Source organism: Allocellulophaga tsushimaensis (genome assembly GCF_055383085.1).
Genome location: NZ_AP039451.1, coordinates 2902039 through 2927655, shown reverse-complemented (window position 1 = coordinate 2927655; position 25617 = coordinate 2902039). Strand labels below are relative to the sequence as shown.

Sequence of the window (25617 nt, the reverse complement as noted above, 5' to 3'; positions counted from 1 at the left end):
AAAAAGAGTTACGCCAGACGTAACTCTTTTTTTATTAACGTGTTGTTCATAGTATTCTTAACGTATAATCAACTTTCTGAGCGAAGTGCCAAATGGAGTTTCTAATACTACGGCATAGATACCTGGTGGGTTACCAGAAACATCAAATTCCATACTATAATTAAGATCTCCTCTCGCACGCTCGGAAGCTATTAGTCTATTATTTGAAAAACCAAATATTTTTATACTCACACTTCCCACTTCTGCCATCTTCACATCTGCTGTGAATTTCCCTCCTGTTGGATTAGGGTATATGATAAAATCATTTCGGTTTTTATCCGATGCTGCTGCACCGTCTGCTTCTACTATAGCCCTATCTTTATCTAATACTAGGATTCTTTTTACCTGTTCTGCTACGCAATCGCCCTGAGTGGTAATTAATCTAATCTCATACTCTCCTGGGTTATCAAAACTCAACTCGGCGGCATCCTGATCTTGCTGAATTACATTAGCTGCTTCGGGAAGGATCCATTCTACGGTATCTGGTAAGGGGAAACTAATATCTACAATCAGCGTTGGATCACCTACAAAAACTTGACTTGACACTGCAAATTCTGCATCTATTTCTTCAGCTGAAACACTTATGTTTATATTTCCCGCGGCGGTACACCCTTGTGCTGTTGTAATTGCAACCGCATAATTACCAGCTTCTGTTACTGTTATACTTGGAGCACTACTGCTAAAACCGGTATCACTTGTCCATTGATACACTGCTGTTGGGTCTAGTACCGTTACATCTAATACCGCACTTTGGCCTATACACAAGGTTTGGTCTTCACCTAAATCTACAGCTACTGGTGCTGGGTCAATAATTTCGTAAGTCCGCGTTAATGTTCTATTTCCAAATCCGGTAATAGTTACGGTATATGTTCCTTCAGATAAACCTGTGATACTTTGAGTGGTTGCACCAGTATTCCAACTATAGCTAAATGTGCCATTACCTAAGTTGACTAATAAACTGATACTTGCATCTGAAAAACCATTGCAAGTAGGTTGTACTATAGTTTCTTCTACAACATCGGGTTGGGTAATAGTATAAGTCTCTGTAAAACTACAGCCATTTGCATCTATTATACTTAGGACATAATCGTCAGCTGTAAGAGTAGTTATTGTTGTGGTGTTTCCTACTATGCTGTTATCCGATCCTCGAGTCCAAGCAATATCATACGGCGTTGTTCCACCAGATACAGCTATAGTAATACTACCATCTGTTCCTAAATAGGTTGATGTGTTTACGATAGTGGGGTTTACTGCTATTGGGGTTGTTAGGGTATTTACTGTGATGCTTCTTTCTGCCCTACAACTATTTGCATCAAGGATTTCTAAAGTATAAGTCCCTGATGGAATATTAATTAAATTTTCAACAGTAGCACCATTACTCCAAAAGTATCGATATGGTGCTGTTCCTCCTATTGCAGTAATATCAATAGCACCCGTTTCTTCTCCATTGCATAGTACATTTGTTATGCTGTTCAATTGAATTTCTAATACATCTGGTTCAGTTATAGTTACAATATTAGAATTTGTGCTAATCATATTATTATCAGTAACTCTCAAAAAGAAACTCCCTGCTGATAATCCTGCAATTATTGCAGTATCTTCTGTTAAAGCTACATTAGTTCCGTTTACAATTTCAAACCATTCGTAAATATATGGAGTCACATTTACGCCTCCTTGTACGTTTGCCATTATTTCTGCAAATGCATCATCATTACATTCTAAAAATACCGTTTGCGAAATCATAGCTTCTAAGACTCCAGGCTCGTTTATTTCAAAATCTTGAGTGAAAGAACAGAGTGGATTAACAAGAGTTGTCCAGTTTTGGTCTCTAATGGTTAGTGTATATGTTCCTCCTACTAGTCCAGAAATATCTTTTTCTGTAGCAGTAAAACTATTTGGACCTACCCAACTATAGGTTAAATTACCTGTACCACCAAAGGCAGTAATGCGAATAGCTCCGTCTGCCGCATTTGCAGCTGAAAGGTTTTGTCTTAGATCTAAATTTATTCCAATAGGTAAAGGTGCATTAATTACAAAAGGGACATCAAAAATACATTGATTTTGATCTCTAACACGAACTGTGTAATTTCCTTCACTTAAGTTACTAAATATATTGCTTGGTTGATAATTTGCACCTCCATCAATAGAATATTCATAACCAGGTGTACCATTAGTTGCCGTAATAAGGACGCTACCATCTGAACCACTTGCACAACTTATAGCCGTAGGAAAAGCTTGTGCATTTAATGCTAAAGGTTCTATTATTTGTATTGGACCAGTAGTTTCTGGTGGTGCATTTGTATCATCGGAAACTGTAAGTGTGTATGTACCAGGGCCTACACCCACAAGGTTAGGTCCATTTTGGCCTGTTATTACTGATCCATCTAACCGAGTCCAAGTATAAACAATAGTACCTGTTCCTTGTACTGTTGTAGTGATGCTACCATCCATTTCTCCAAAACAACTTATATTATTACTTCTAATATTACTTATTGTTAAAGGGCCCGGTTGTGATATAGTGATTGGAGTTGCTATGGTTATGGAACAACTTAAATTTCCGCTTTCGCTAACAGTAAGTACATAAGCACCTTGTTCTAAATTAACTAAATTTGTATCAGTAGAGCCTACTGGTGGCGTAAATGTAACTGCTCCAGCCCCTATATCTCTAGTCCAATTGTATACATAGTTACCAGAACCTCCTACAACTGTAAAAGAAATTGTACCATCAGCTCCTCCAAAAAAGGTAGCATCTGTTGTTACTATATTTTCTACTCTTATTTCGTTTGGTTGGCCAACAATAGCTGTTGTTGGAAATTCACAATTATTAGCGTCTCTAATCGTAACAGCATATGTTCTTGGTGCTAAGTTTGTAAATGTAGTACTGGTTTGAAATCCAGATCCGTTATCAATAGCATATTGGTATGGAGCAGTACCACCAACAACATTGTTTACTACAATCTGTCCGTCTGTATTCCCAAAACAGCTAACATCTGTTGGTATTGCAGTACCAGATAAATCTAAACTTGGTTCTCCAACAACCACAGTACTACTTACCTCAGGGTTAAGAGATGCATCAGTAAGTCGTAATCTATATGTACCTTCTCGTAAGCCCGTTATGGTTGCAGTATTAACTGAAGTTATTGGCTGACCATCTACTCTTTCCCATATAAAATTAAATGGTGCAGTACCCGTAATAGTAGCTGTTATTTCACCTGTACTACCGCCCCTACATAGAACGTTTGATGGTACTAAATCAGTAATAGCAAGAGGATCTGGTTCTCCTATTGTTATTGGGTTAGGTAGCGTAGCAGAACAAAGATTAGCATCTGTAACCGTAACTTGATAATCTCCCGCCTCTAAACTCACAAGATTTGTATCGGTTGATCCTATTGGTGGGGTAAAATTTGCTCCATCTTTTGTCCAAAGATAAGTATATGGTCCCACTCCATTTGCTAATGATATTGACAAGCTACCATCATTAGCACCAGTTAGGGTAACATTAGCAGATGAATTCTCAGAAACGGTAAATGCAACTGCTGGTTCTGCTATGTTAATGGGGCTTTCATTACCAGAAAGTCCATCATTAGTGACGGTACAAATACCATCTGTAACAGTATAAATATAATTACCTGCTGATAAGCCAGTCCTATTCACTGCGTTTGTAGGGCTATCAATCCAATTAACAGTATATGGTCCGCCATTTCCTCCTGTAATAGTTAAATTAATACTGCCTTCATTAACACCTAAACAAACATTATCCATCTTAGTAAATGACACTGATAATAATGGGTTTACATAATTTAAGGTAAAGGAATCGTTAGCAGCGCTATTAGCATCACTAACTGTTACAGAATAGTTGCCTTGACCCACATTTATGCTTTGTGTTGTTTCTCCTGTAGACCATAAATACGTATAAGCACCTACCCCGCCACTAGCATTTGCTGTTAGTGTTGCGGTATCTCCGACACAATTAATTTGTTGCGTTGTTCCTATAGCAACCGATAGTGGGGGTATTTCTGTAATTACAAATGGTGCTTGTGATGAACTTGAAACGCAACCATTACTATCTGTAACAAGCAATCTGTAACTACCAGGATCTAAACCTGTTAAATTAGTAGGATTAGTAGGGGTAAAAGCAACATTATTTCTAGTCCATGCATAGTTGGTATACACATTACTACCACCAGATACTAAAACATTAATTCTACCTTGCCCTGCAAGTGCAGATGGGGTAGAAGATCCTAAATACGATACTATTGGCGGAGTAGCCCCCTCTGCTATAGTAATGGTTTGTGGATTTGACAAGCAATTGTTAGCATCCCGAACTCGAATCTGATAATCTCCTGCTGCCAAATTTGTAAACCTATTACCAGCTTGGAAATTTGTACCATTATCAATAGAATATACAAGTGTTCCTGTTCCCCCATTGGCATTTATGGTTATAGAACCATTATCTTCTCCTGCGCAAGTAATATCAGCTTTTGGAGCTGTAAAAGTAATGGGACTTGGTTCTGTTATCGTAAAGGTTGCTGTTCCTCCTGGTATGAGTGCTCCACCAGTAATTAAACCAACATTCCATTCTATTTCATACGTCCCTGCACTTAAATTATTATAAGTATAAGATCTATTTGCAAAATTTCGTCTAAATAGTTGTCCAGTACTACCAGATGGATTTTCTTCAAATGTACCATTACCATTTTCATCTCTAGTGAAAATTATTTCTAAAAACTCATTGTTTGCAAGTCGCCTATCAAAAACAGCAATAAAACCTCCATCAGAACCACCATTACATTGCACATTTATACCTCTAGGATTATCTGATACTGTGGTATCCAGAACTGGAGGACATGAATTTACTTGATATGTTATGATATCGGAGTCTGTTTTATCTGCTGTATAAAATATTTGAAATTGAATGATACTATTCTCATTAGCGCCTAGAAAATTAGAAGGTGTAAAAGAAAAACGTCTTGTAGACTGATTTAAATCAAAAGAACGAACTTCAACAGGTGCTGAACCATCTACTCTTGCCTCTAAAGAATATCTGTAGCCAATTGCAAGTGGACAATCTGATGTAAATAATGTTTGCTCTTCACAGTATTTTATCGTTAAATCTGTATTAATTTCGTTTAAAGGTTTTAAAGAATTAAATCCATATGAAAATAGAGTAACACCTCTTGCAGTATTAAAACTTGTACCATCAATTGTCATACAACCGTTTTCTAGATCCACACTATCAAAATTTCTAAGTCCACTGTTCTCTGTACTTAAATTTATCCTAACTACTTCTCTAGAAAAATTTAAAATAAGATCTTCCTCAAAAAATTCAGTAACCATTGAATTAGAATGAAAACCGGATGCTATCTGTTGAAAACTACCATCTGCAAATGTTGCAGTAAATCTAAAGGAGCCTGAGCTACCACTACCAAAATCTCTAGGATCTACTGTTATACTATACTTTAGATTATACTTAAATTGTGCTTGTAGGTTGAAGCCTAAAAATAGTATAAAAAATAGTAGGATTATTTTTTTCATAGATTTGGTTTTAATATTTTACCTTTATTTCAGCCCATTTCCCTATACTCCCATCATTATAAATAACTTTAACACCATAATAATATTTCGTATTAGGAATGATTTCTACATCAACAAATTGTTTTGTTGTTGGTTTAAATGTTTGGTACAAACTATATTGGCTTTCATTATCCTTTCTAAACAACAATATTTCAGATATGTTAGGTTGATTGATACGCCAACTCAGTTGTATAAATTTATTTTCCCTGTCTGTACTCGCAAATAAGCCTTTTACTCCAGGGTTTAATAATGTATTCTGGGTAGTTATGGATATGGGAGGCGAAGGGTTACTTTCTATGCCATTTTCATTAACGGCAGTAATCGTATAGAAATATTTTACGTTAGGGCTTGTATTAACATCGTGATATTCTGAAATAGTATTATCTTCAGTTTCATAAATATTTTCCCATAATACTTCTTGATTTTCATCTACTTGTTTTCTATATACAATCTGTTTTATTACGTTTTCTGATGCACTTGGTATCCATTGTAATTGAATAGTGTCTGCTAGTATTTCGTATCCATTAAAAACTGGAGTAACAGGTGGTATTTTACTTGGCCTTTTTAATGCTAAAACAGCTGTAGACAGAGATTCGTTATACCTATTGTCTAGCGCTGTTATTTTATAAAAAACATTTTCATTAAATGTTTTTAGATTAACAGTGTCTATATATTCGGCCTTAGTTAATTCTTGTTTGTTTAAGCGTGTAAATTCTTGATTGGGTCTATTTGCCTTAAATATAGCATAGCCTCTTAGGTCTAATTCAGTATTTTTATCCCATTGCAAACGTACAATGCCTAAAGTATCTATAGTACCAACTAAGTTTTTAGGTATAAGAGGTGGTATAGAATCTATGGGTTGTATCATATTTGGAGAAGAGTCTTGATAATCCCCTGCTATACCTTTTGCTCGTATTTTAAAATAATTAATATCCTGTAATTCTTTGTAATGATACGATCTAGTTTCTGGCTCTAAATTTTCTTTGATCACATTGTATGGCCCTATTGCTTTATCTGCTCTTAGAATATCAAAGGCGGTAAGTTTCCATGTTTCATCGGCTGCAAAACCCCAATTAAGGATGGCTTCTTTATCTGAAATCATTTTATTAGCCTTTATTTCTGGTGATACCAATAACTTTTTAAAAGCAATTACAGAAGTAGTATCCGATGCTGGGCTTATCTCATTAAAAATTGTTTTACCTTTTATACGGTACCAATATTTCTTTCCATATTCTTGTATACTATCGGTATATGAAATACCTGTAACTTCTGTATCTGCAAGTTTGGTAATAGGTACATCATTAATCTTAACAAAAGTTAGCCCGTCTTCAGATTTTTCTAAATCATAGGCATTGTAATAATCTTGTAGTCCATCATATTCCCAAATTAAAACAAAAGCATTATTATAGTAATAGCCCAGAAAGTCATAAGGCTTAGGCAAAATATTAGCTTTAGCAGGATCAATTATGAGTCCAGTTTCTTTAATATTTAATTCTTTTGGATCAACTAGTTTGATATTATATAAATATCGTTCGTTTGCGTTTACATCATTATCTACAAAACCAAGGCCTGCATATTGGGCTACTTCAAAATCTTGATCAATAGCAAACATTGAAAATGCAAAACGTTGTTGTAATTCTGAACTTTCGTTAATTACCTGCATTAATTGACTCTTATCATTAGTATTGTTCACCGTAAAATCATCACCATACAAAGCTTGTGCAGCTACTGCTGCCATATTGTTATCTTTTACTTGTTCCCAATCTGCTATAGGCTTAGGTTTTATAGGACCATTATTTAAGATTACTTTTTCTGATGTAGTGAGTGGTTTTCCATCACGGAAAATAGTAGCTCTTTCAATAATATATCCATTTTCGTTACCATATTTCCATGCCAATTTATCATCAACACCCCAACGTAATAAAACAGCATTTTCGGAATACTTTCCTTTGATGATTATTCTTGGTTCTTCTATTATTTCTGGATCGGGCTCCTGACTGAAACCTTTTACATAAAGTGATAGAAATAAAACTAAGGCTACATATTTATTTAAATTTTGCATTTAAAATCTATTCTGGTATTTAATAATTCCTGTATTTCCATCTGTATTTCCAGGAAGTACATATTTAAATTCAACTTCGTATTTTTCTCTTTGCATAAAAGGAAATCTTCCCCAGATTAAGTAATAATATTTATTATATTTTTTTTCATTTGTTATACCATCTCGCATATACCTGTTTGTAATTTGATATTGTAAGTCTACATAATCTCTATAGTAGGCTACAGGTAAATTCCAGCTATAAGGAAAATGATTTTTAAGATAATTATGATCTGGATTTATTTTAGCGTAAGTCAAATATGTAGTATTTGGATATACTGATTTAACTGGGGGAACCCCTAATATTGATGTATTTCTCCTTACTTGAATATTGTTATCCAATGGATATTCTTTATATAATAATGGGTTAATATCTTCCTTATAATAATCATCGGTTAATAATGCCTTGTATTGCAGCAAAGGTTTATTTAAAGTATAATTTATTCCCTTTATATCAGCTAACTCAAAAGGTTCTACATTATCTAAAATTAAAGTTATGCGTCCCACATTATTAATAGGATTACCTGTTATAGGGTTAATATCTGAACGAGTAATAGATTGTTTTACTTTTAAAGATTTCATTTTTTGTTTAAAAGTATTGTATTTACTAGTAGTAAAGCTAAAATCTAAACGGCTTATAAATGCGCTACTACTAGCACTACCCACAATAGTTTTTGTTGAGATCTCTAAATCTTCTGAAATTTCATTAAACTCTGTTGCTGTCATTACTTCATCTTCTTCTCCATCACTTGGGTTTAATGTTACTAATGCATAGGTATATTTGGTTCTATTATCCAATTCATCTGGGATAGAAAAATTAAGGCGCCTATTAGCTGCATCATAACTAAAATTAGCTAGTATTTTATCCCCTGCTTCATTTAAGAAATATAATTCATCCTTATAACCATTTCCAAATAAATATTGCTGACCTATATCTAATTGTACAAAACCAACCTTACTTTCTTTAGGTAGCATATATTGCTGATCTATAAAAGGGTACATATATTTTATATTATTTCGTGGTATTTCCCGTGGTGCCTTCCCTGTTGTAAATTTCGATTCTTTTTTTTCTAATATAGGCTTCCCTTCTTCAGTTACTAAAGTCCAATTACTTCCAATTTTCTCTTCAAAAGAAACTTTCACAATCACATTTATTTCTTGTTCTGGAGGTAATACTTCAAAAGCTTTAAAAGTTAACAAATCATTTTGCTCGTTAAAACTTGCTTCTCCTTCAATTTCTACTCCTAAAGACTTTACAGACAATTCATTTAATTTTATTCGATACGTTTTAAATCCGTCATCTCCTTCTACCTTTAATATGCTATTTATGGGCGTATTGAAGGCTACTTGTACTGCATCAAAAACATCTACATCACTATAACCATCTCTTGGGGAAATATCAGAAATCATTTGTAGTTCTTGAATTCCATTCTGCCCTATCATTTCACATTCTTCTCCTATTATTACTTTTAAACGCGCCTTTATTGTTATTAATCCCAAAACATTAACATTAATACCTGCGTAACCTTTAATAAAAACAGGATTAGGTAATTGAGCTTGAGCCAGAACTGCAATACCAGCACTTAATATTGGAACTCTTATTTTTCCGAATGGGAATATCTTTACTTGAGCACCTATTTTTCCCTGTAAATAAGCATACATTTGTCCAATAGCGTACCATCCATCCATTCCTAAAGGTCCTTCTCTTCCTTTACATTTTGTACTACCAAAATCTCGGAGCATTAAATCAAAACCAGCACCTGCTTGTACATCAGCATAAACAATACCCCAGTCAAAGCCCATACCCAACTCAAACTGAGCTCCAAAAGCGTAACCAACTCCTTGTGCTAACTCTTGGTTAAAATTTCTTCCAAAAACGAGTTCATTTCCTTTTAGGTCTAAAATATCTATAACATTTTGTGGTGGTAAGGCCGGGTCTGGTAAAATGGTTCCTGTCATAAAATACAAGTTAAACCTAGCTTTAAAAGCACCTACAGGAATATCTTTAAGACCAAATCGTTTTGTAGGTGTACCTACATAGATGTACCAATCATCTGGAGAATTGTAGAACTCTAAATATCCAAGTCTATTTTTCTCTCCTTCACCCTTTATAACGCCTGCATTTAGAAAAACATCAAACATACCCCAATAGGTTCTATTTCTAAAATCAAAATCGATACCTACTTGGGCAGCAAACAATTCTTTTCCTGTTAAAATATTAGGAAATACTTCTGTGGCAAAATATTTTATTCCTTCTTTATCTAATGAAAGCTCATGGAAATTACCTAAAGCTTGTTCTTTAGCCGAAGCGGTAGCCTGCATTTCTTCTACACTACCAAAAGGTTCTCTGGAGTTACTGGATCCTCCTGCTCCCTGTATTAATGCAGCAGCACCATAAAAACCTACTCTACTCACACCACCCCCTGCAGCTTTAGAATTAAAACTCATTTCTATACCTACCAAGCCCGTAAAAGAAGCTCCTTTTTGTACTTCAAAAGCAGCTAGGGCTTTAAAACCAAGTCGAGTGTTGATATCTGGTTGGTAATAAATGCCAGACATAGAAGTGGCTTCTTCATTCATACCTGCTTTACGCATGTGGTGGTATACGCCGCCGCCAATATCAAAAATGGTGAAGTTTTTATTATTACTCTTTGTTGGTCTACCATTGGCATCTACAAACCAATAGCGGTACCCATCTACAGACCCAAACAAACCACGAGCCCCCATCTCTAATCCTAAATCTTCTGCATATAGCTTAATTTCGCCTGCGAAACCTTTTCCGTAGACTGGATTTTCTTTAAAGAATTCTAACCTTCCATTAAATTCAAAAGATTTTCTTTTTACATCTATTTCTACAGTACTTACTTCTATTCCTTTATATTTCCATCTCAGGTAATCCCCTTCTTTAAGTTCTCCCGTAATACTTAATCTAACATCACCACGAATACCAGATTCATCTAAATTAATGTAACTGTTTAAGGCTAGAACCGCATTTTCTTTTTCATCAGTTTTTAAGCTGATATCGTAGAAACCAAGTTCAAAACCTGCAACTTTAGGCAGTGCTATAGTATCTTTAAAGCCTGCATAACCTATCTGTAAATAAGGTCTTGATCTGGTCTGAATTTTAAAATCTTGAAAAGAAAGTCCTTCAAATTGCAATTCTTCTACCCCTCCTGCCTTTGCAAGTGTATCAGACGAAATTTCATTAAACTGTTTGTCTTGTTTGGCATTAAAAGACATTAAACCAGTTAAATTAGCCTCAGGGTAAAACTTATTATCTTCTACCTCTAGTTTTATATAAGAGCCTTTAAAAAGTTTCGCTTTTGCTTTAAAAATATCAAAACTTACATCTTCGGTAGCTTCTACATTTACTGAATAAAATTGATCTGCTGTTATTAAACCTTTATATGCTAGCTTACCTTTACTGGTTTTTCCACTACTTACAGGAAGTATGATCTCTCCATTAAAACCAGCTTTTATAAATCGGTTTACTTTTAAATCTACGCCAATAGAATCTACAGAAATTTGCCATTTGCTGGCATCACCTTCGTTAATATCTAATACATTAATGGCATAAAAATCTCCAGATACTCCAAAATTATCTATAAATAGATTCTTAGCTCCAACTGCAATTCGTTTTTTTGAGCCTTTCTTTTTAAATTCTGGTGGCAATAAAATCTTAACATCTTTAGAATGAAAGCCTCTCCATAAATTTTCGTTCCCAGGTACTAAAAGCCCTTGGGTTTTGTATAAATCTGGAAAAATAATTCCTTCAGCATTTTTGGTATCACTAAGATCTAATACCGTTTTTTCCATTTTAAAGCCCCATTTAGGTAAGACTTTTAATTGAAACATTGGTAAATCTAGTTCTATCAATAAGTCATCTAGGTTCTCTGTTTGTATTTTAAAAGTAGCTCCTAAATAGCTAGGATTATCAACAGGTGATTCTCCTGACCTGGGTGCTGTTTTTCCTTTGTATTTTACTGTACCATCTTCGTTTAGAGGAATAGCAACACTCTTTGCTATCCGCACATCTGCAGTTAAACCTATTTCTTTTACTTTACCCTCACAATTAATAGTGATGTAGGTTTGTTCGTCTCCTCCGCCACGTTCGCCTTTACCCCCTTTAAACGTAACCAACCATTGCCCTCCATTTTGAGGCACCGGAAAATCGCCAAGTAAGTTGAGCCTAGCTTCATCATAGATTCCACCGTCTTTAGAGATTTTTACATCACTGGCACTAAAGAATAGCTCCGTATTTAATTCTGCTAATTTTACTCTAGCAAACATATCTACCACAGTATAATTAGGATGGTATTCCATACTAACAATACCTAAGGTAATGTGAGAGTTTTTGCTTATGTTTTGTTTTATTCCTACAGGCAAGTCTATAACCTCTTTACCACCTATTATTTTTATAAAACGCTGTTCTTTTTCTATGATATCAAAGACTTCTTTACTAGCATCTATAACTTTTTGAGTGTTTACATCTACATCAATAGTTTGGGCAATATAGTCTTTGGTGAACTCCGCCAAATCATCCAAAAAATTATAATGCATTGTTTTGGTATAATCTTCTAACTCTGGGAAGCTTTTAAATTTTTTATTACTAAGTGCTACTGGTGAGGCAACTTTTTGTGTTTTTTCTTTTTGCCAACGCGTCATAAGCGCACCAGCATCTGTTGTTTTAGAAGGTAACTGTTTTACTTTTAAAGAGTCCTTAGAAGGTTCTAAAAATACCTTTGCAATATTATTTTTAGAACTAGTGATTAGCTTTTTCCGATACGTTATCTGATTTTCTTCTTCTTTTTTAACTTTAGCACTATCTCTCTTTGTTTTTGGTTTTGTTTTTTTAATAGTAGAATTAAAAAAGATTGTATTATCATTTTCTTCTGCTGAAGGTGTAGTGGGAAATGCCCAAAGACTAGCAGTGAAAAATAGTGTAAGTAGGTATAGGAAGGTTTTTTTCATAATTAACTATTATGATTTGGTTTTCTATTTGGTTTAAAAAAGCGGTTATCTTGCTTTTTTATGATTTGGTTTAATACATATATTGGTAATTGGACAGCTATATACTGACTCAAATTATGATATCTAAAATATATCAAGATACTATTGTAAAACTTTTTATAATTTGTAGGAGTGCAGCTTGATGATAAGGCACAAAAAAGACCAGCTATACTGCTATTGCTGTAAAGCCATTTTTCTTGTTTCTGATCAAAGCTAGTAGTTTGTGAGAAAAGTAAACTAAAGCATAAAAAAACAAATACTGTAATCAAGCGCAATTTTTTTTAGTTGAAACTAGGTGTAATTTCTACTATAAAGCTACTGTTATTAATTATGCTGTAAGAATTTTTGTTGTGAAAGAAGTCTCCAAGTGGGCAAAGTCTCTTAATATTGATGTGAAATTATACTTACAAAAGTAAATATTCTATAAAGTACCTTAAAAAAGGGCTTAGTTTACTCATTTTACATCGTAAATAAAAGCTATATGCAGTGCATAAGAGCATGTAGTTTTTAGAAAATTATTCTATTTTATGAAGTTTTTTTGTGGCTCAATATTTTAAATATTTTCCAAAGTGGATATAAGGCTATGAGTAACAAAATAATTTTTCCTACCCAATATCCAATCACATTTTTACTAAACAGGTGTAATAAAATACCTCCTATTTTTCCTTTACTTTGTACTCCTTTTACTGTATCTAAATCAATTATATTATCATAATTAAAAAAAATGTAAAAGAATAAACCTGAAAGTAGAAGCTTAGCTAAAAACCCAGAAGTTTGTTCTTTATCTAATTTTCCCATTCTTCAACTACTCCAGTTTAACTCATTCTATTTCTTCTGCTTTAATTTTAACTTCTTCTATTCTCGTTGAATCTATTTTTAAGGTATCTATTGCTTTTTCATACGCATCTTCATTATCATAAATACTATCCGTTTCTTTAAGATCGTAAAAAGAAGAATTTTCATCAAAAGCGCCTTCTTCTTTTAAGGTATCAAACATATTATAGAAAAAAGTTCCAAAAAATAATACGCCAATAAAAACGATAAGACAAACAATACTATTAAACACTACAGAAATAATATTGAGTATTTTCCCTATAGAAACATTGCTTCTACTGCTTTCAGAATATTCTTCAGGATTATCTTTAAAGAGTTTTAAACTCTTATTGGCAACCACAATCCCTATAATAGAGATGATTAAAGGGATTATAGATGATAACCCATAAAGCACACAGCATCCTCCTATTCCTATTAAAATGCCAAAAATTCCTAGTATTAAGGCTATTGGGTCTGCTGGTAGTTTGTTATTGGACATCTCTATTGGTTTTACAAGTTTTTTGTGCTGGTTAATGTGCTATAAATTTCGTTTTCTTGAAAGTAAAAGTTTTAATCTTTTACACTAAAGGTTTTGCTAATTTATACATTTATGATTGGCTTTTGTTTAGGATGTCTTTTTTATGTTTTTACAAGTATTTTAGGACAAGGCAGGGGTCTTGTAAAAATAGCTATCCTATTTATTGTTGAGAAACTAACACAGTACAGGCCTTCTTTATTATGAAATTTGTACTTTCTACTCATAGTCCTATAAATACAAAAAGCTATACTTTTTACAGTATTTTTTTTATGTTTATTCTCTTTGACGGCAATAGTATATACTAGCTCTAGCAATTACTATGATAAACTAGCGCCAGCAGAATTTAATAGATTCTAAATGCAAAGAATTAAGATGGTGAGGTAAGTTTACCTATCCTTTTTAAGTATTCTTCCAAACTCCAATCTGCACCAGTACCCCAATATTTAGAAAATACTTCATCCATAATTTTATCAAAATTAGGTTCAAATTCTTTCATGGATTTATACCACTCTGGAGTATAAATAGAATAAGGGTCTAAACCACTCTCTGCCTGCCATCGCATTTGTTGATGTAGTTGTCCTGACCAATAACTTACTTTTTCTTTAAAAGAATAGTTAGGGTATACATTTTCTTCAAAAGCTAGCCTTTTATTATCGCTTTTTTCTCTTTCTATATCAAACAATCGAGACTTTTCTTCTACAGGTAATTTAGAAAATTCCTCATTTGTATAATCTTTCATTGTTTTTTTCATTTATACATCTATTTTATTTGTTCTAGTCTGATAATTGGTTTTCCTGTTAATTTATCAATAGTATTATTTGATATAACTCTAAATTCTGCTCCTGACTTTATAAGTAATTCATGTGGTGGATAACCTCTAAATTTAATACCATCAGCAAAATCAGATATGTCTTTAGCATCTATATGTTTAATTTCGAATATCACATCAGATTTAGCTATAAAGGAGGCTTCTTTACTACTCCCACAAGAAGTAAAAGCATCCCAAGTATGTTCAGAATTTTGAGTATAAATATCTAAATATTGCTTTGGGTTACCACTTCTTCCAATACCTCTATAAATCAAAGGTCTATCAAAATTTTCCATTTTATTTAAAGTTAGATTTAATAACTCTTTTAATTTTTCAGTTTTGGAAATATTAATTTTCTTTCTAAGCCAAAGGTTTAAATTTTCATAAAATAAACGAGTAGTATACCCCCAAAGTAAATTTACATCTGTTTTATTAAACTGTGGATATTTTTTCATTAAATCTCCAACTTCATTAAAAAACCTGAGATCATTGTCATTGTGGTATTTAGCAAAATACTCAAATATTTCATCTTCTGTAAAATCCATTTTCTTTAATGCATTCACAAAATCATTAGGTAACTCTTGTTTTGCAATAGTTTTAGATACTTTTTTAAAAATATTACTAGCATCAGCTATATCATCAACTCCATAAACAAATGTTCGGGAATCTTTAATAGGTTTCCCTACTCTAAAAGACTCTTTAATGCCTTTACTTTTTGCTAACAACCACGGATATTGAATATTATCTTCAAGCTTTGTTAATCTAATGGCTCGTCTTAAGGCCATAGTTAAAGCTATTGTTTTTGCACCACGAATAGGATTCCGAGCTAGTGGTGCTGCATATTTATAAAATTTAAATGCTCCAGAGCCAGCAGCAATAAGTGCTTTAGGTGCCGCTACTGCTCCTGCAGCAATATCAATAGTTAATTTAATGTCTTTCCAAGCTTTTATACCTTCCGCTTGTTCTAATTGTTGAGTAGTAAGTTTATACTCTTCATTCGCTACAATTAAATCAACCGCCGCCGCAATTCCAGTAAAAATTTCAACGTAGGCAACCATTGTCATTCCCCCGCTAAATGCAGCACCTACAAGTGCTGCAGCACCTACACCAATTTCTACGGCATCTATGGCAATACGTATATTCTGCCAGAAATTTTCATTATCAATATTATGCTGAATTAACAGTGCCGTCATTGCTGTGACTGTAATAGTATCACCAATATCATGCCCTATTCCTGCGAAATTTTTTCCCACAATAACGTCTACCATATCATATGGGCTGAGATAGTAGGTCTCTGATATTGGCAGAATATTATAATCTTGAAGCTGCGTACCAGTTTGTACAAATTGTTGACCTGTATAGGTCTCATACATTAAATAAGATTGGCTAACTTTTATACGACCATTTTCTGTAAGTTCTAAAGGATATTCTGGATGTGCACCTTTGGTTTGTATTTTAATTGTAGAAATATTACCATATTCACTCGGAACTCCATCCATTCTTCCCAATTCGATATTTGTAGCCTCTTCTGCCCCAATAACTATAGGAATATTTTTATATGGAAATTCTATAGCATAAATATTAGAAGGTTCAATAAAATTAGAACCGTCAACAGTTAAGTATACAGTTTTTGATGCCTCAGACTCTGGAAAAGAAGTGCGGTTATTGGACAACATTATTGCATATTGTGCCAAAATATCGCTCAATATAACATAGTCTTCTTGATCATAAATATCCAGTAATTCATTTAATTGAGGATCAAATTTTCTCAGTAACTCAAAATTCACTGCTTTTAAATGATTCAATAGTTCAGTCGCTTGCGTAGAATTTTCTCTTTTTGGAATGGTACTAATAAGTGGTAAAATTTGATGCCAGTCTGAATCGTCTAAGAAATGGTTGATTGCAGAAATTCTATCTGAAGCACTTAGTCCATATAATTGACATAGCGAGGTATTTTCAAGTGCTTTTATAATTTCGTCATGTGATCCATTAGCAAGAATTGCCTTTAACGTAGTTATCCTAGATTGATCCCATGAATCTATAGCGCGTTTAATTACTTCATTACTTAATTTTTCGAGCTCTGCCTCGATACTAGTTGTTATAAAATATGGTACTTTAGGCGAGTAATCTGTATAAAACTTTTTAAAAGTTCCTATATCAATAGCAGTATTAGATACAGCAATACGATTCTCTTGTTCTGCAGGTTCATTTGCCAATTCTTCTTTTAGCTCATCTAACTTCCAATTACTCAGTATTATAGAGTTTAAACAGTTTGCAAGAGATTCATAATAATCTGGTGGCACATTAATTAAAGCTAAATAACGAAGCCATTCCTCAACATTACTATCACCATCTACTAGTATAAAAAATACTTCGGTAGAGTTTAAATTTTTAATATCTTCACCCCATTCTCCACTTAAACCAATAGGTGATTTACTATTACCGAAAAAGAAATTGCTCAAGTCAGAAGTTGTAGTTTTGAGTGCTGGTGAATCAGGATCCCGGTGATTCTCTACAAAACTGCGAATATTAATATTTCGATCTGATCCTTGATTTTCAAATAGAATTAATTTATCAAGTAATTCTCCTGAAGGATTCTCATAATCTGTCTGATTAATAGGAGATTTTACTTTAAAGAAATATTGAGTCATGCTATTATCATCTAGCGGGGCAAACATACTAGTGATACCATTAACTGGTTTTATTTTAAATGTAAGTTCATCTTTATATGTAATGGTTTCATTTGAAGAAGTATCAGACTTTATTAATTTAAAAATCCCACTACTACCTGTTGAATATGTATGATCATTGCCATCTATGAATTTTACTAATGCTCCTACAGGAGCAAGTCTATCGGTTGATTTTTTAGATTTTTTCCAAAAAAAGCGATCTAATGTTGAGAAATAAACTGCTTTTGTATCAGAAGGAAGCGTAATATACTTTCCATTACTCCTAAAAAAAGTAAATGTTCCATCATCATTTTTGAATTCTGAAAGCTCAGTCATATTAACAACATATGATTCTGCATCCTCTCTATCCTGAAACAAGCCAATATTTAAGCTTTCATCACTCATTAAGGCCCAATCTGAATACGAGAGTTGGTCGCCCTGGTTGTAATCCATTAACCAATTGGTACCACTCCCTTTTACATTATCATCATCCTGAAAAGGGTGTGCAAGTCTAAATACCCCATGCCCCAATTCGTGAGCCGCAAGGGTGTTTATAGAAGATTTGTTTTCTGGAGTGCCTGTAGTATGGGCATTAAAAATATAACCCCATTGCCTTGTTTTTGGCATAAAACCAGCAACAGGTTGTGTTAGTTTTACATTATCTGGTAATACAAACAAGTAGTAAGCTTTTTTATCATAACCCCGATTTTCGTCTTTGTATTTTTTATGAATTTCAGCAAGCTCTTTAGGGTAGTTACTAAATCTAGAACCTAGACCGTCTGTATCAAAATTTAATTGTCCATCTCCATTGGTATCCCAGTCAGATGGTGTTAAAGACATCTCTTCTTCCTTAACCACTTTAAAATTAGCACCAGCCTGCCCAAAAATAGTATTCAATTGCGCTTCTAAGCCTGTTAATGCATTAGTACCGCCTACAGAAACTACTACTACATTTATAGGGTCTTGCTGTTTAATGTGATGTATAAAGAAACTTGCTGCAATTTTATACTTTCCATCTTTTGCTTTATAGCTTACTATCGCTTCTTCGCTTTTATAACTTGGAGTTCCTTTTACAGTAAGTTTAAAGGTATTGGTACTATCTATTCGTTGTGCAGTTATTGCAGAACCCGTAACCGTTTTAAAGATTAAACTATCTACTGCTATAGCGGTATTTGTTATTTTTACCTCGGCTAAAAACTCATCTGTTTTACCTTCTACAACAGCTTTATGTGGAGGATAGTAATAGCCACCGTTTGGCATGTTTACTTTAGGATAACGTTCTTTTTCAAAACCATCATCTACACTATCTAAACCATAAATGGTTGCATCACTTTTCTTAAAGTTTACTGTAATACCTTCTGCAGTTATTGTAGCTACCGAAGGGGAATCTGCTGTTGCATTACCACTACTAGAAATACCATCTGTATTAGCAACTGTGGCAGGGCCACCTTCTGCACCTGGTGCTCCTTCAGTAATATTACCATCTTCGTCTATATGAAACGAATTCCCTTCACTATCGGTTATGGTATACCTATCTCCTTCATCATAGTCATATACATCTTTTGTACCATCTGGTTTTGTAATTTCTATCTTACCTTCATCAGTAATTTTGATGTCACCTTTGCTGATCGGGTAGTCTAAATTTTCGCCTTCTCCTGGAATGCTAATATCATCTCCTCCAGAAAATGTATCTCCTATATCTTCTATAACATCTACTACATCTGCAGTATCTACAATATTCCTCCAAGTTGCATCATATACTGTTAATACAGCACCTTCTGCTAATTCTCGGTCTGTATTTATTAATATATTGGTAAATTCTACAGCTACTTTAATATTTTTTAAATAAGGTAACCGTACATATCCTTTTCCTGTAAAACGCCCATTACTACCACTTACTTGTTCTATAGTTACAGGAAAATCTCCTGCCTTAAAAGAAGCTCCCTTAGAAATACTCGATAAGGGTTCCATATTTTCCAGATTAATATCTGGAGCAATGCCACAATCTACTATACTTTCTTCGGTACTTTCTATAGCTGTAGTAAACTCTTTAGAAAAACTCCAATCACTAGCCGTAATGATGCATTTTTTTTGTACCTGATACTCATAGAGCGTATCTGGTTTTAAATTCCAGATCGTAAGCTGATTTCCTACAGTTTTGGCTAAAAACCATTCATTCTCTTCGGCTCCGCTCTGTGAACTCCCCTCGACTCCGCTCAGGGAACTACTTTTTTGTCTATATCTTACCGTATACTCAGGAACATCTGTAGAAAAATCTTCCCAAAAAACATTAACATTTGTACTTCCTTTTACCTCATGGTTAATACCTAATGGTAAATCGCATGAGCCCGCATAGCTAAAGGAGAAGATTTCGCTAAAACCTTGATTTTTAAACAATCCTATTTCTTCGGTACCTTGCTGCGCTTTTGCTTGTACCCGCCAAGCGTAATTTTTACCTGAGAGCAAAAGTGGATCAGCTGGACCATACACATAGGTAGTAGCGGTAGTGGTGGTCTGAAAAACGGGTGGAGAGCTTAAAAAGGCTGCTTGTGGATCTATGGTAGGATCCCAAATTTCTACTAAGCTTAACTCATAAGCTACATTGGTGACATTAATGTTTCTGGGGGTCCACTGAAAAACAATATACTGTGGGTTTACTTCTGCTACATTTTCTTTATTTCTTGGGCTTACTAAAAAAGGCGGATCGTTTTGAAAAACGACTGTTGTAGCACATGTTTTTGCAGATAATGGGCTTCCTGTGAGTACATCTATGACTTCAAAACAAAACTGATAGGAACCTTCTGGTATCGCAGCTGCATAGGTATTGGGGGCTATGCCTGTAATGTTCTGAAATTCAAAATAAGGCGCTAAGTCTACATTGGTCAAGTTTAAAGGAATACCACCTTCTAAAAAAAGTGGTGCTGCTCCTATCACAACATCATTACTCTGAAAATTAATCCCTCTACCTTCAAAAGAAGTTTTTAAGCGAATTTGCCGATTAGGAATGGTAAAATCGTTTAAAATAATTTGCACGCGCAGAGGGCTATTTACCGTACTTGCATCTGCATAATTAGAAAAATAGATAGGACTTGGTGGTGTAGCTTGGGGAATAATTTGTACTGGAAAACTCCCCACCTGACTCCATAGTGGGAAGGCTACAACTATTAGTAAAAAACGTAGAATTTTATGCATTTTATTTTATTATAATACCCAAAATTGCTGTCTATAAAACTGTTTATATAAGCTTTCTTAAAGCATCTGGGTTAGTTTTTATTAATATATCTAAGTTTAACATCATCTGGATTTACAATGCGCAAGGACTTTTGGTAATAAAAATCTATAAGCTGTACTTCTAAATACTCCTTTAATTCTTTATTATCCTTATTCTTATTATAAATTTGATATGCTTTTATAAGTTGCCCTTCTTTAAATTCTTTTAAATATGTTGTTGGTTTTTGTATACTCTCTATGGTAGTAAAATTCACAAATTTACTTTCCATCCAACGGTGTCCGGCTAATTTTTTCAAGCGTATATTGCGCTCTAACACTATTTTTTGATATGTTTTGGCTAAGTTTCTATCTGTATTATTTGTGATTTCTACTTTATTTAATGGATGTTTGTCTACAGCTAACTTTTTTGAAACGTATTTGCTTTCTAGCTTTATATCTAAACGCTTCATATCTCCTCTTAATTTCTGAATGGTTTCAAATAAAGTTTCATCATATAAATTTTTAAAATCAGCAAAGTCGTATAACTCTTTTAAATAGTTAAGCGCACTTTCTTTATATTTTTCTTTCTTTTTCTCTGCAGTTACTGTTGCTAAGAGTACCTTTAGTTCATCTCGTTTAAATAAGGGAATATCATTAAATTCGGTACTTTTAGACACTGTGGTGATTTGCTCATTTAATTCTGGTATGCTACCACTGTAGGATACATTTTTATATCGGAAACGAATCAAGTCTTTAGTTTCTCTTTCTCTTTTACCTTCTTTAGCTCTTTTTTTGCTATTAATTTTAAAATTATCAAAAGTATAACTGTAGCCAAAAGTTAGCGTATGGTCTGTGCTACTGGTATTTGTACTATTTCTAAAAAGACTCAAAAAATTTAAATTAAAATTGTGTTTCTCTAACCAAGTATAGTTGCCCCCTACTCTAAAATTATATACATTGTTCTGTTGTTCTCCATTGGTAAAAGAAGTATTGTAAGAACTGGAGAAACTACTCCGTAATTTTTTATCGAAAAAAAGTTTACTTACTGACACCGTTGGTCCTAAGGTTAAATTTTTATTGTCTGCTACAGTATTGTAGGAGGTGTTGGTTGCTAGAGAAATGTTTAAATCTTGCTCTGGATAACCAAGTGTATAAGCTGCTGTTCCATTATAAAAAGCATTCTGACCACCTTCTACAGTTTCTCCTTCTTGTTGATTTTCTGAGATTTGATACACTAAATTTAAATTGGTACTATGCTGTTTTGTCTCTGTTTTTTTTAAAGTATAGTTGATGCCTAAATTTGCATTTTGAGATATTTGACGGTAATTTAAAGTATCTACATTATCCAATTGCCCTACCTGATTAATATAATCGAACTGATCTCTAATATTAGTAAAAGATTGAAAGTTAGAGTATGCCCCCGTAAGTCCTAATTTTTCTGATGGAGTATAACTAAGGTTAACAGCACTTACTACTCTTTTTTGATCAGTGGCTTTAACTTTGTTTAAATTATCGCGTTGTAAACCTGTATTTACACTAAGGCTTACTTTAGAATCAAAAATAGACTGACTTGCGTTTACGGTAATATTTTCTAAATCGTTATTAAAAAAATATGCCCCTAAGGTTCTATAATCTGGATCTATACGCTGATAGCCTAGTCCTAAACTACCATTACCAGCTGGGTAATCTAATGAGGCATTTAGTGCGTTAAAATAATTGGTGCTTACATTTTCGTTCAATAAAAAAGAAAGTATTCCTTTAGTTCCTGGCGCTTCTGTTTGTCTGGTATCTTCACTAAGCCCGGAGATTGCATATTCTAAACGAATATTTGCCTTTTTTAAAAGTTGAAATTCAGATTCAAAAGAGACTACAGCATTTTCCCTAGGTGTGACTCCTAATTCTACAGGAATTGGATTCACAATAGAGTTTTCTTCATCTTGTGCTTTAAAAAAAATAACACCTAGGCTTAAAAAATCAAAATCATAGGTGCCTTTTAGCCCATAACCTATTCTCCTATATGCTGTTATACTTTGCGGAGTTTCTTCGTTATACTCTGTAGCGCGTAATAAGCGCCCATACATGGCACTAATTTTAAACTTCCCTTCTGGTGTTAAATCAAAACCAGCTCCGGTAAATTGGTGTCCACTTAAAGTATATGGAGAAAAGTTCATCGCTACATCGCCAATGTGCGCCGTTGCCCATTTATAAGATGGATGAAAACTTAATCTGTTAAAATTAAACGGACTTGGGAAATTAAAATCTTGATTGCTATACGTAAAGGAGAGTGGAATATTATATAAACCAGCGATATTAAAGTTTAAATTTCCTGTAAGAAAATAAGTTAGCGGCTTTCTATTGGCAGAACCATCATAGAAAACACTATTAGCAGCAATACCTCCATTATAGCGGAGCAATTTTTCTTTTCCCAACTTATCAAAGTTAATACTTTGGGAAAAGCTATAACTACAGAACAAAAACAAGCAAATAAATAATCTGGTCAAGCGCAATTTTTTTGGTGAAACTAGGTGTAATTTCTAAACGAAAAGTAGCGCAATAATTGTTCTGTAGGAATTTTTTGTTGTGAAATGGAGTATGTAGACGGCTAAGTCTCTTAAAACTGATGTCTACTAATACTTACAATCTATATAATCGGATATAAACTATGGCAGAGAAAAATATCTTTACACCCTTTATGATATGTGGTTACTTTAAAGAATAAAAAAAGGGTTACGCCATGCGTAACCCTTTTAAAAAATGTATTTTGTTCTTGTATTATTTTTTCTCTCCTACAACTTCGAAAGGAAAATCTACAACAACATCTCTATGCAACCTAATTTGTGCTACATAAGGACCAGTTCTTTTGACAGAACCTCCTTTTATAGAAATGAATTTTTTATCAATTTCTTGACCTTCTTTTTCTAAGGCAGCCGCTAAATCTATATTGTTTACAGAACCAAATAATTTAGTACCTGTACCAATTTTAGCGGAGATTTTTACTTCTAATTGTTTTAAAGATTCTGCAATTTTAGTGGCTTCATCAACAATTTTCTTTTCTTTATGCGCTCTTTGCTTTAAATTTTCTGCTAATACTTTTTTTGCAGAAACAGTTGCAAGTGCTGCTAAACCTTGTGGTATTAAATAATTTCTTCCATAACCATTCTTAACAGTTACTAAATCGTCTTTAAACCCTAAGTTCTGTACGTCTTCTTTTAGTATAAGTTCCATTGCTTGTCTCTTTTTACTTTAATAAATCACCAACATATGGCATTAATGCTAAATGACGTGCTCTTTTTACAGCAACAGCCACTTTTCTTTGATACTTTAAAGAAGTACCTGTAAGTCTTCTTGGAAGTAATTTTCCTTGTTCGTTTACTAATTTTATTAAAAAGTCTGGATCTTTATAATCTACATATTTGATACCAGATTTTTTAAAACGACAATATTTTTTTTGAGTATTGGTTTCAATATTCAAAGGGGTTAAATATCTAATTTCCCCATCTTTTTTACCTTTTGCTTGTTGTTCTATTGATGACATAACGCTTAAGCTTTAGTTTTTAATTTTACTCTTCTTCTTTCTGCCCATGAAATTGCATGTTTGTCTAATTTCACAGTTAAAAATCGCATCACGCGCTCGTCTCTTCTGAACTCCAATTCATATGGGTTAATAATTTGCCCATCTGAGGTAGAAAATTCAAATAAATGGTAAAAACCACTTTTTTTGTGTTGTATTGGATACGCCAATTTCTTGAGGCCCCAATTTTCTTTAGATACCATTTTGGCACCATTGCTAATTAAGAAATCTTCAAATTTCTTAACTGTTTCCTCTATCTGCTGATCAGATAGAACGGGATTTAAAATGAAAACAGTTTCGTAATGATTCATATTATTATATTTTAGGAGTGCAAAAGTAATAATATTTATTCCTAATCACAAGATTTCTTAAAAAACTTCGTTATAGTATTAGACAATAATAAATATTAAAAAATAAATTGAATTTAACCAGATCTTTAATCGTGTTTTTTACTGATTACACAACAAATTATACGATGTTCACATCTTTTGTTGTAGTTCATCTAGTTTTTTCAGTAATTTGCCGATGATTTAACCCCACAAATCAACCATTTATGAAATTAAGAAGTATAATAGTAGACGATTCGTCTATGCAGCGGATGGCAGTTGCAAAACTAGTCAACAATCACCCCAACTTAGCATTAGTAGCCGAGTACAGCAACGCTATTGAAGCTAAAAATGGAATCAAGAACAGTGAAATTGATTTGATCTTTCTTGATGTTGAAATGCCTATTATTAATGGTTTTGACCTACTTGAATCATTAGAAAACAGGCCACAAGTAATCTTAATAACAGGTAAACCTGATTATGCTTTGAAAGCATTTGACTATGATGTTACGGATTATTTGCACAAACCTATTACAATGTCTCGTTTTGATTCTTCTGTGCGTAGAGCCGTAGCTAAATATGAGCAATTGCATAAAATTAACGAAGATGAAGAGCATATTTTTGTTAAAAGTAATCTAAAGAAAAGAAAAGTAATTCTTAATGACATTAAGTGGATAGAAGCATTAGGCGATTATATTAAGCTCGTTACTGATGAAGCTAATATTGTTATCCTTTCTACCATGAAATCTTTTGAACAACAATTACCATCAGAAAAATTTCTTCGTATTCATAAATCCTATATCATTAATTTAGAAAAAGTGGAGAAGTTTAACAGCAAAAATGTTGAAGTTAGTGGTAGACAAATCCCTCTAAGTAGAAATAAAAAGACAGAATTAGCAGAAGCTTTGAGTAATGTATAGCTATTTTTAAGACCTACGATACATTATTTAACATACATATT

Annotated in this window: 12 protein-coding genes; 1 reads left to right on the top strand and 11 read right to left on the bottom strand. The window is 33.4% G+C overall.

Going from position 1 to position 25617, the window contains the following annotated elements; translation table 11 throughout:
- Nucleotides 1-57: 57 nt before the first annotated feature.
- The 11 genes from ACZ451_RS12675 to rpsF form a co-directional block, all read right to left on the bottom strand.
- Nucleotides 58-5574 (bottom strand): hypothetical protein, encoded by a 5517-nt coding sequence (locus ACZ451_RS12675; RefSeq protein WP_464212964.1) that lies wholly within the window; start codon nucleotides 5572-5574, stop codon nucleotides 58-60.
- Between the two features lie 10 nt (nucleotides 5575-5584).
- Entirely contained in the window at nucleotides 5585-7675 is a 2091-nt protein-coding gene (locus ACZ451_RS12670) for a fibronectin type III domain-containing protein (RefSeq protein WP_464212962.1), read from the bottom strand.
- Nucleotides 7676-12682, bottom strand: coding sequence for a hypothetical protein (locus tag ACZ451_RS12665; RefSeq protein WP_464212960.1), 5007 nt, complete (start codon nucleotides 12680-12682; stop codon nucleotides 7676-7678). It lies immediately after the preceding gene.
- A gap of 564 nt (nucleotides 12683-13246) precedes the next feature.
- Entirely contained in the window at nucleotides 13247-13519 is a 273-nt protein-coding gene (locus ACZ451_RS12660) for a hypothetical protein (protein WP_464212958.1), read from the bottom strand.
- A gap of 22 nt (nucleotides 13520-13541) precedes the next feature.
- Nucleotides 13542-14033 carry a CCC motif membrane protein gene (locus tag ACZ451_RS12655; RefSeq protein ID WP_464212956.1) on the bottom strand — a complete coding sequence of 164 codons (492 nt, stop codon included), beginning with the start codon at nucleotides 14031-14033 and terminating at the stop codon, nucleotides 13542-13544.
- Between the two features lie 406 nt (nucleotides 14034-14439).
- Nucleotides 14440-14823: a hypothetical protein gene (locus ACZ451_RS12650; protein ID WP_464212954.1), complete on the bottom strand. Its 384-nt coding sequence runs from the start codon at nucleotides 14821-14823 to the stop codon at nucleotides 14440-14442.
- 8 nt (nucleotides 14824-14831) lie between these two features.
- Complete coding sequence (locus ACZ451_RS12645; protein ID WP_464212952.1) at nucleotides 14832-20741, bottom strand: fibronectin type III domain-containing protein; 5910 nt, start codon at nucleotides 20739-20741, stop codon at nucleotides 14832-14834.
- A 71-nt stretch (nucleotides 20742-20812) separates the two neighbouring features.
- Entirely contained in the window at nucleotides 20813-23188 is a 2376-nt protein-coding gene (locus ACZ451_RS12640) for a TonB-dependent receptor (protein WP_464212950.1), read from the bottom strand.
- A 343-nt stretch (nucleotides 23189-23531) separates the two neighbouring features.
- The gene (rplI, locus tag ACZ451_RS12635; protein WP_464212948.1) at nucleotides 23532-23984 is read right to left on the bottom strand and encodes a 50S ribosomal protein L9; all 453 of its coding nucleotides are present in this window, start codon (nucleotides 23982-23984) and stop codon (nucleotides 23532-23534) included.
- 13 nt (nucleotides 23985-23997) lie between these two features.
- Nucleotides 23998-24294, bottom strand: coding sequence for a 30S ribosomal protein S18 (gene rpsR, locus ACZ451_RS12630; RefSeq protein ID WP_464212946.1), 297 nt, complete (start codon nucleotides 24292-24294; stop codon nucleotides 23998-24000).
- A gap of 5 nt (nucleotides 24295-24299) precedes the next feature.
- Nucleotides 24300-24641: a 30S ribosomal protein S6 gene (gene rpsF / locus ACZ451_RS12625; RefSeq protein WP_464212944.1), complete on the bottom strand. Its 342-nt coding sequence runs from the start codon at nucleotides 24639-24641 to the stop codon at nucleotides 24300-24302.
- A 242-nt stretch (nucleotides 24642-24883) separates the two neighbouring features.
- On the opposite strand from rpsF, the gene ACZ451_RS12620 reads away from it, so the two are divergent.
- Nucleotides 24884-25576, top strand: a complete 693-nt coding sequence (locus ACZ451_RS12620) for a LytR/AlgR family response regulator transcription factor (protein WP_464212942.1) — start codon at nucleotides 24884-24886, stop codon at nucleotides 25574-25576.
- The last annotated feature ends 41 nt before the right edge of the window (nucleotides 25577-25617 follow it).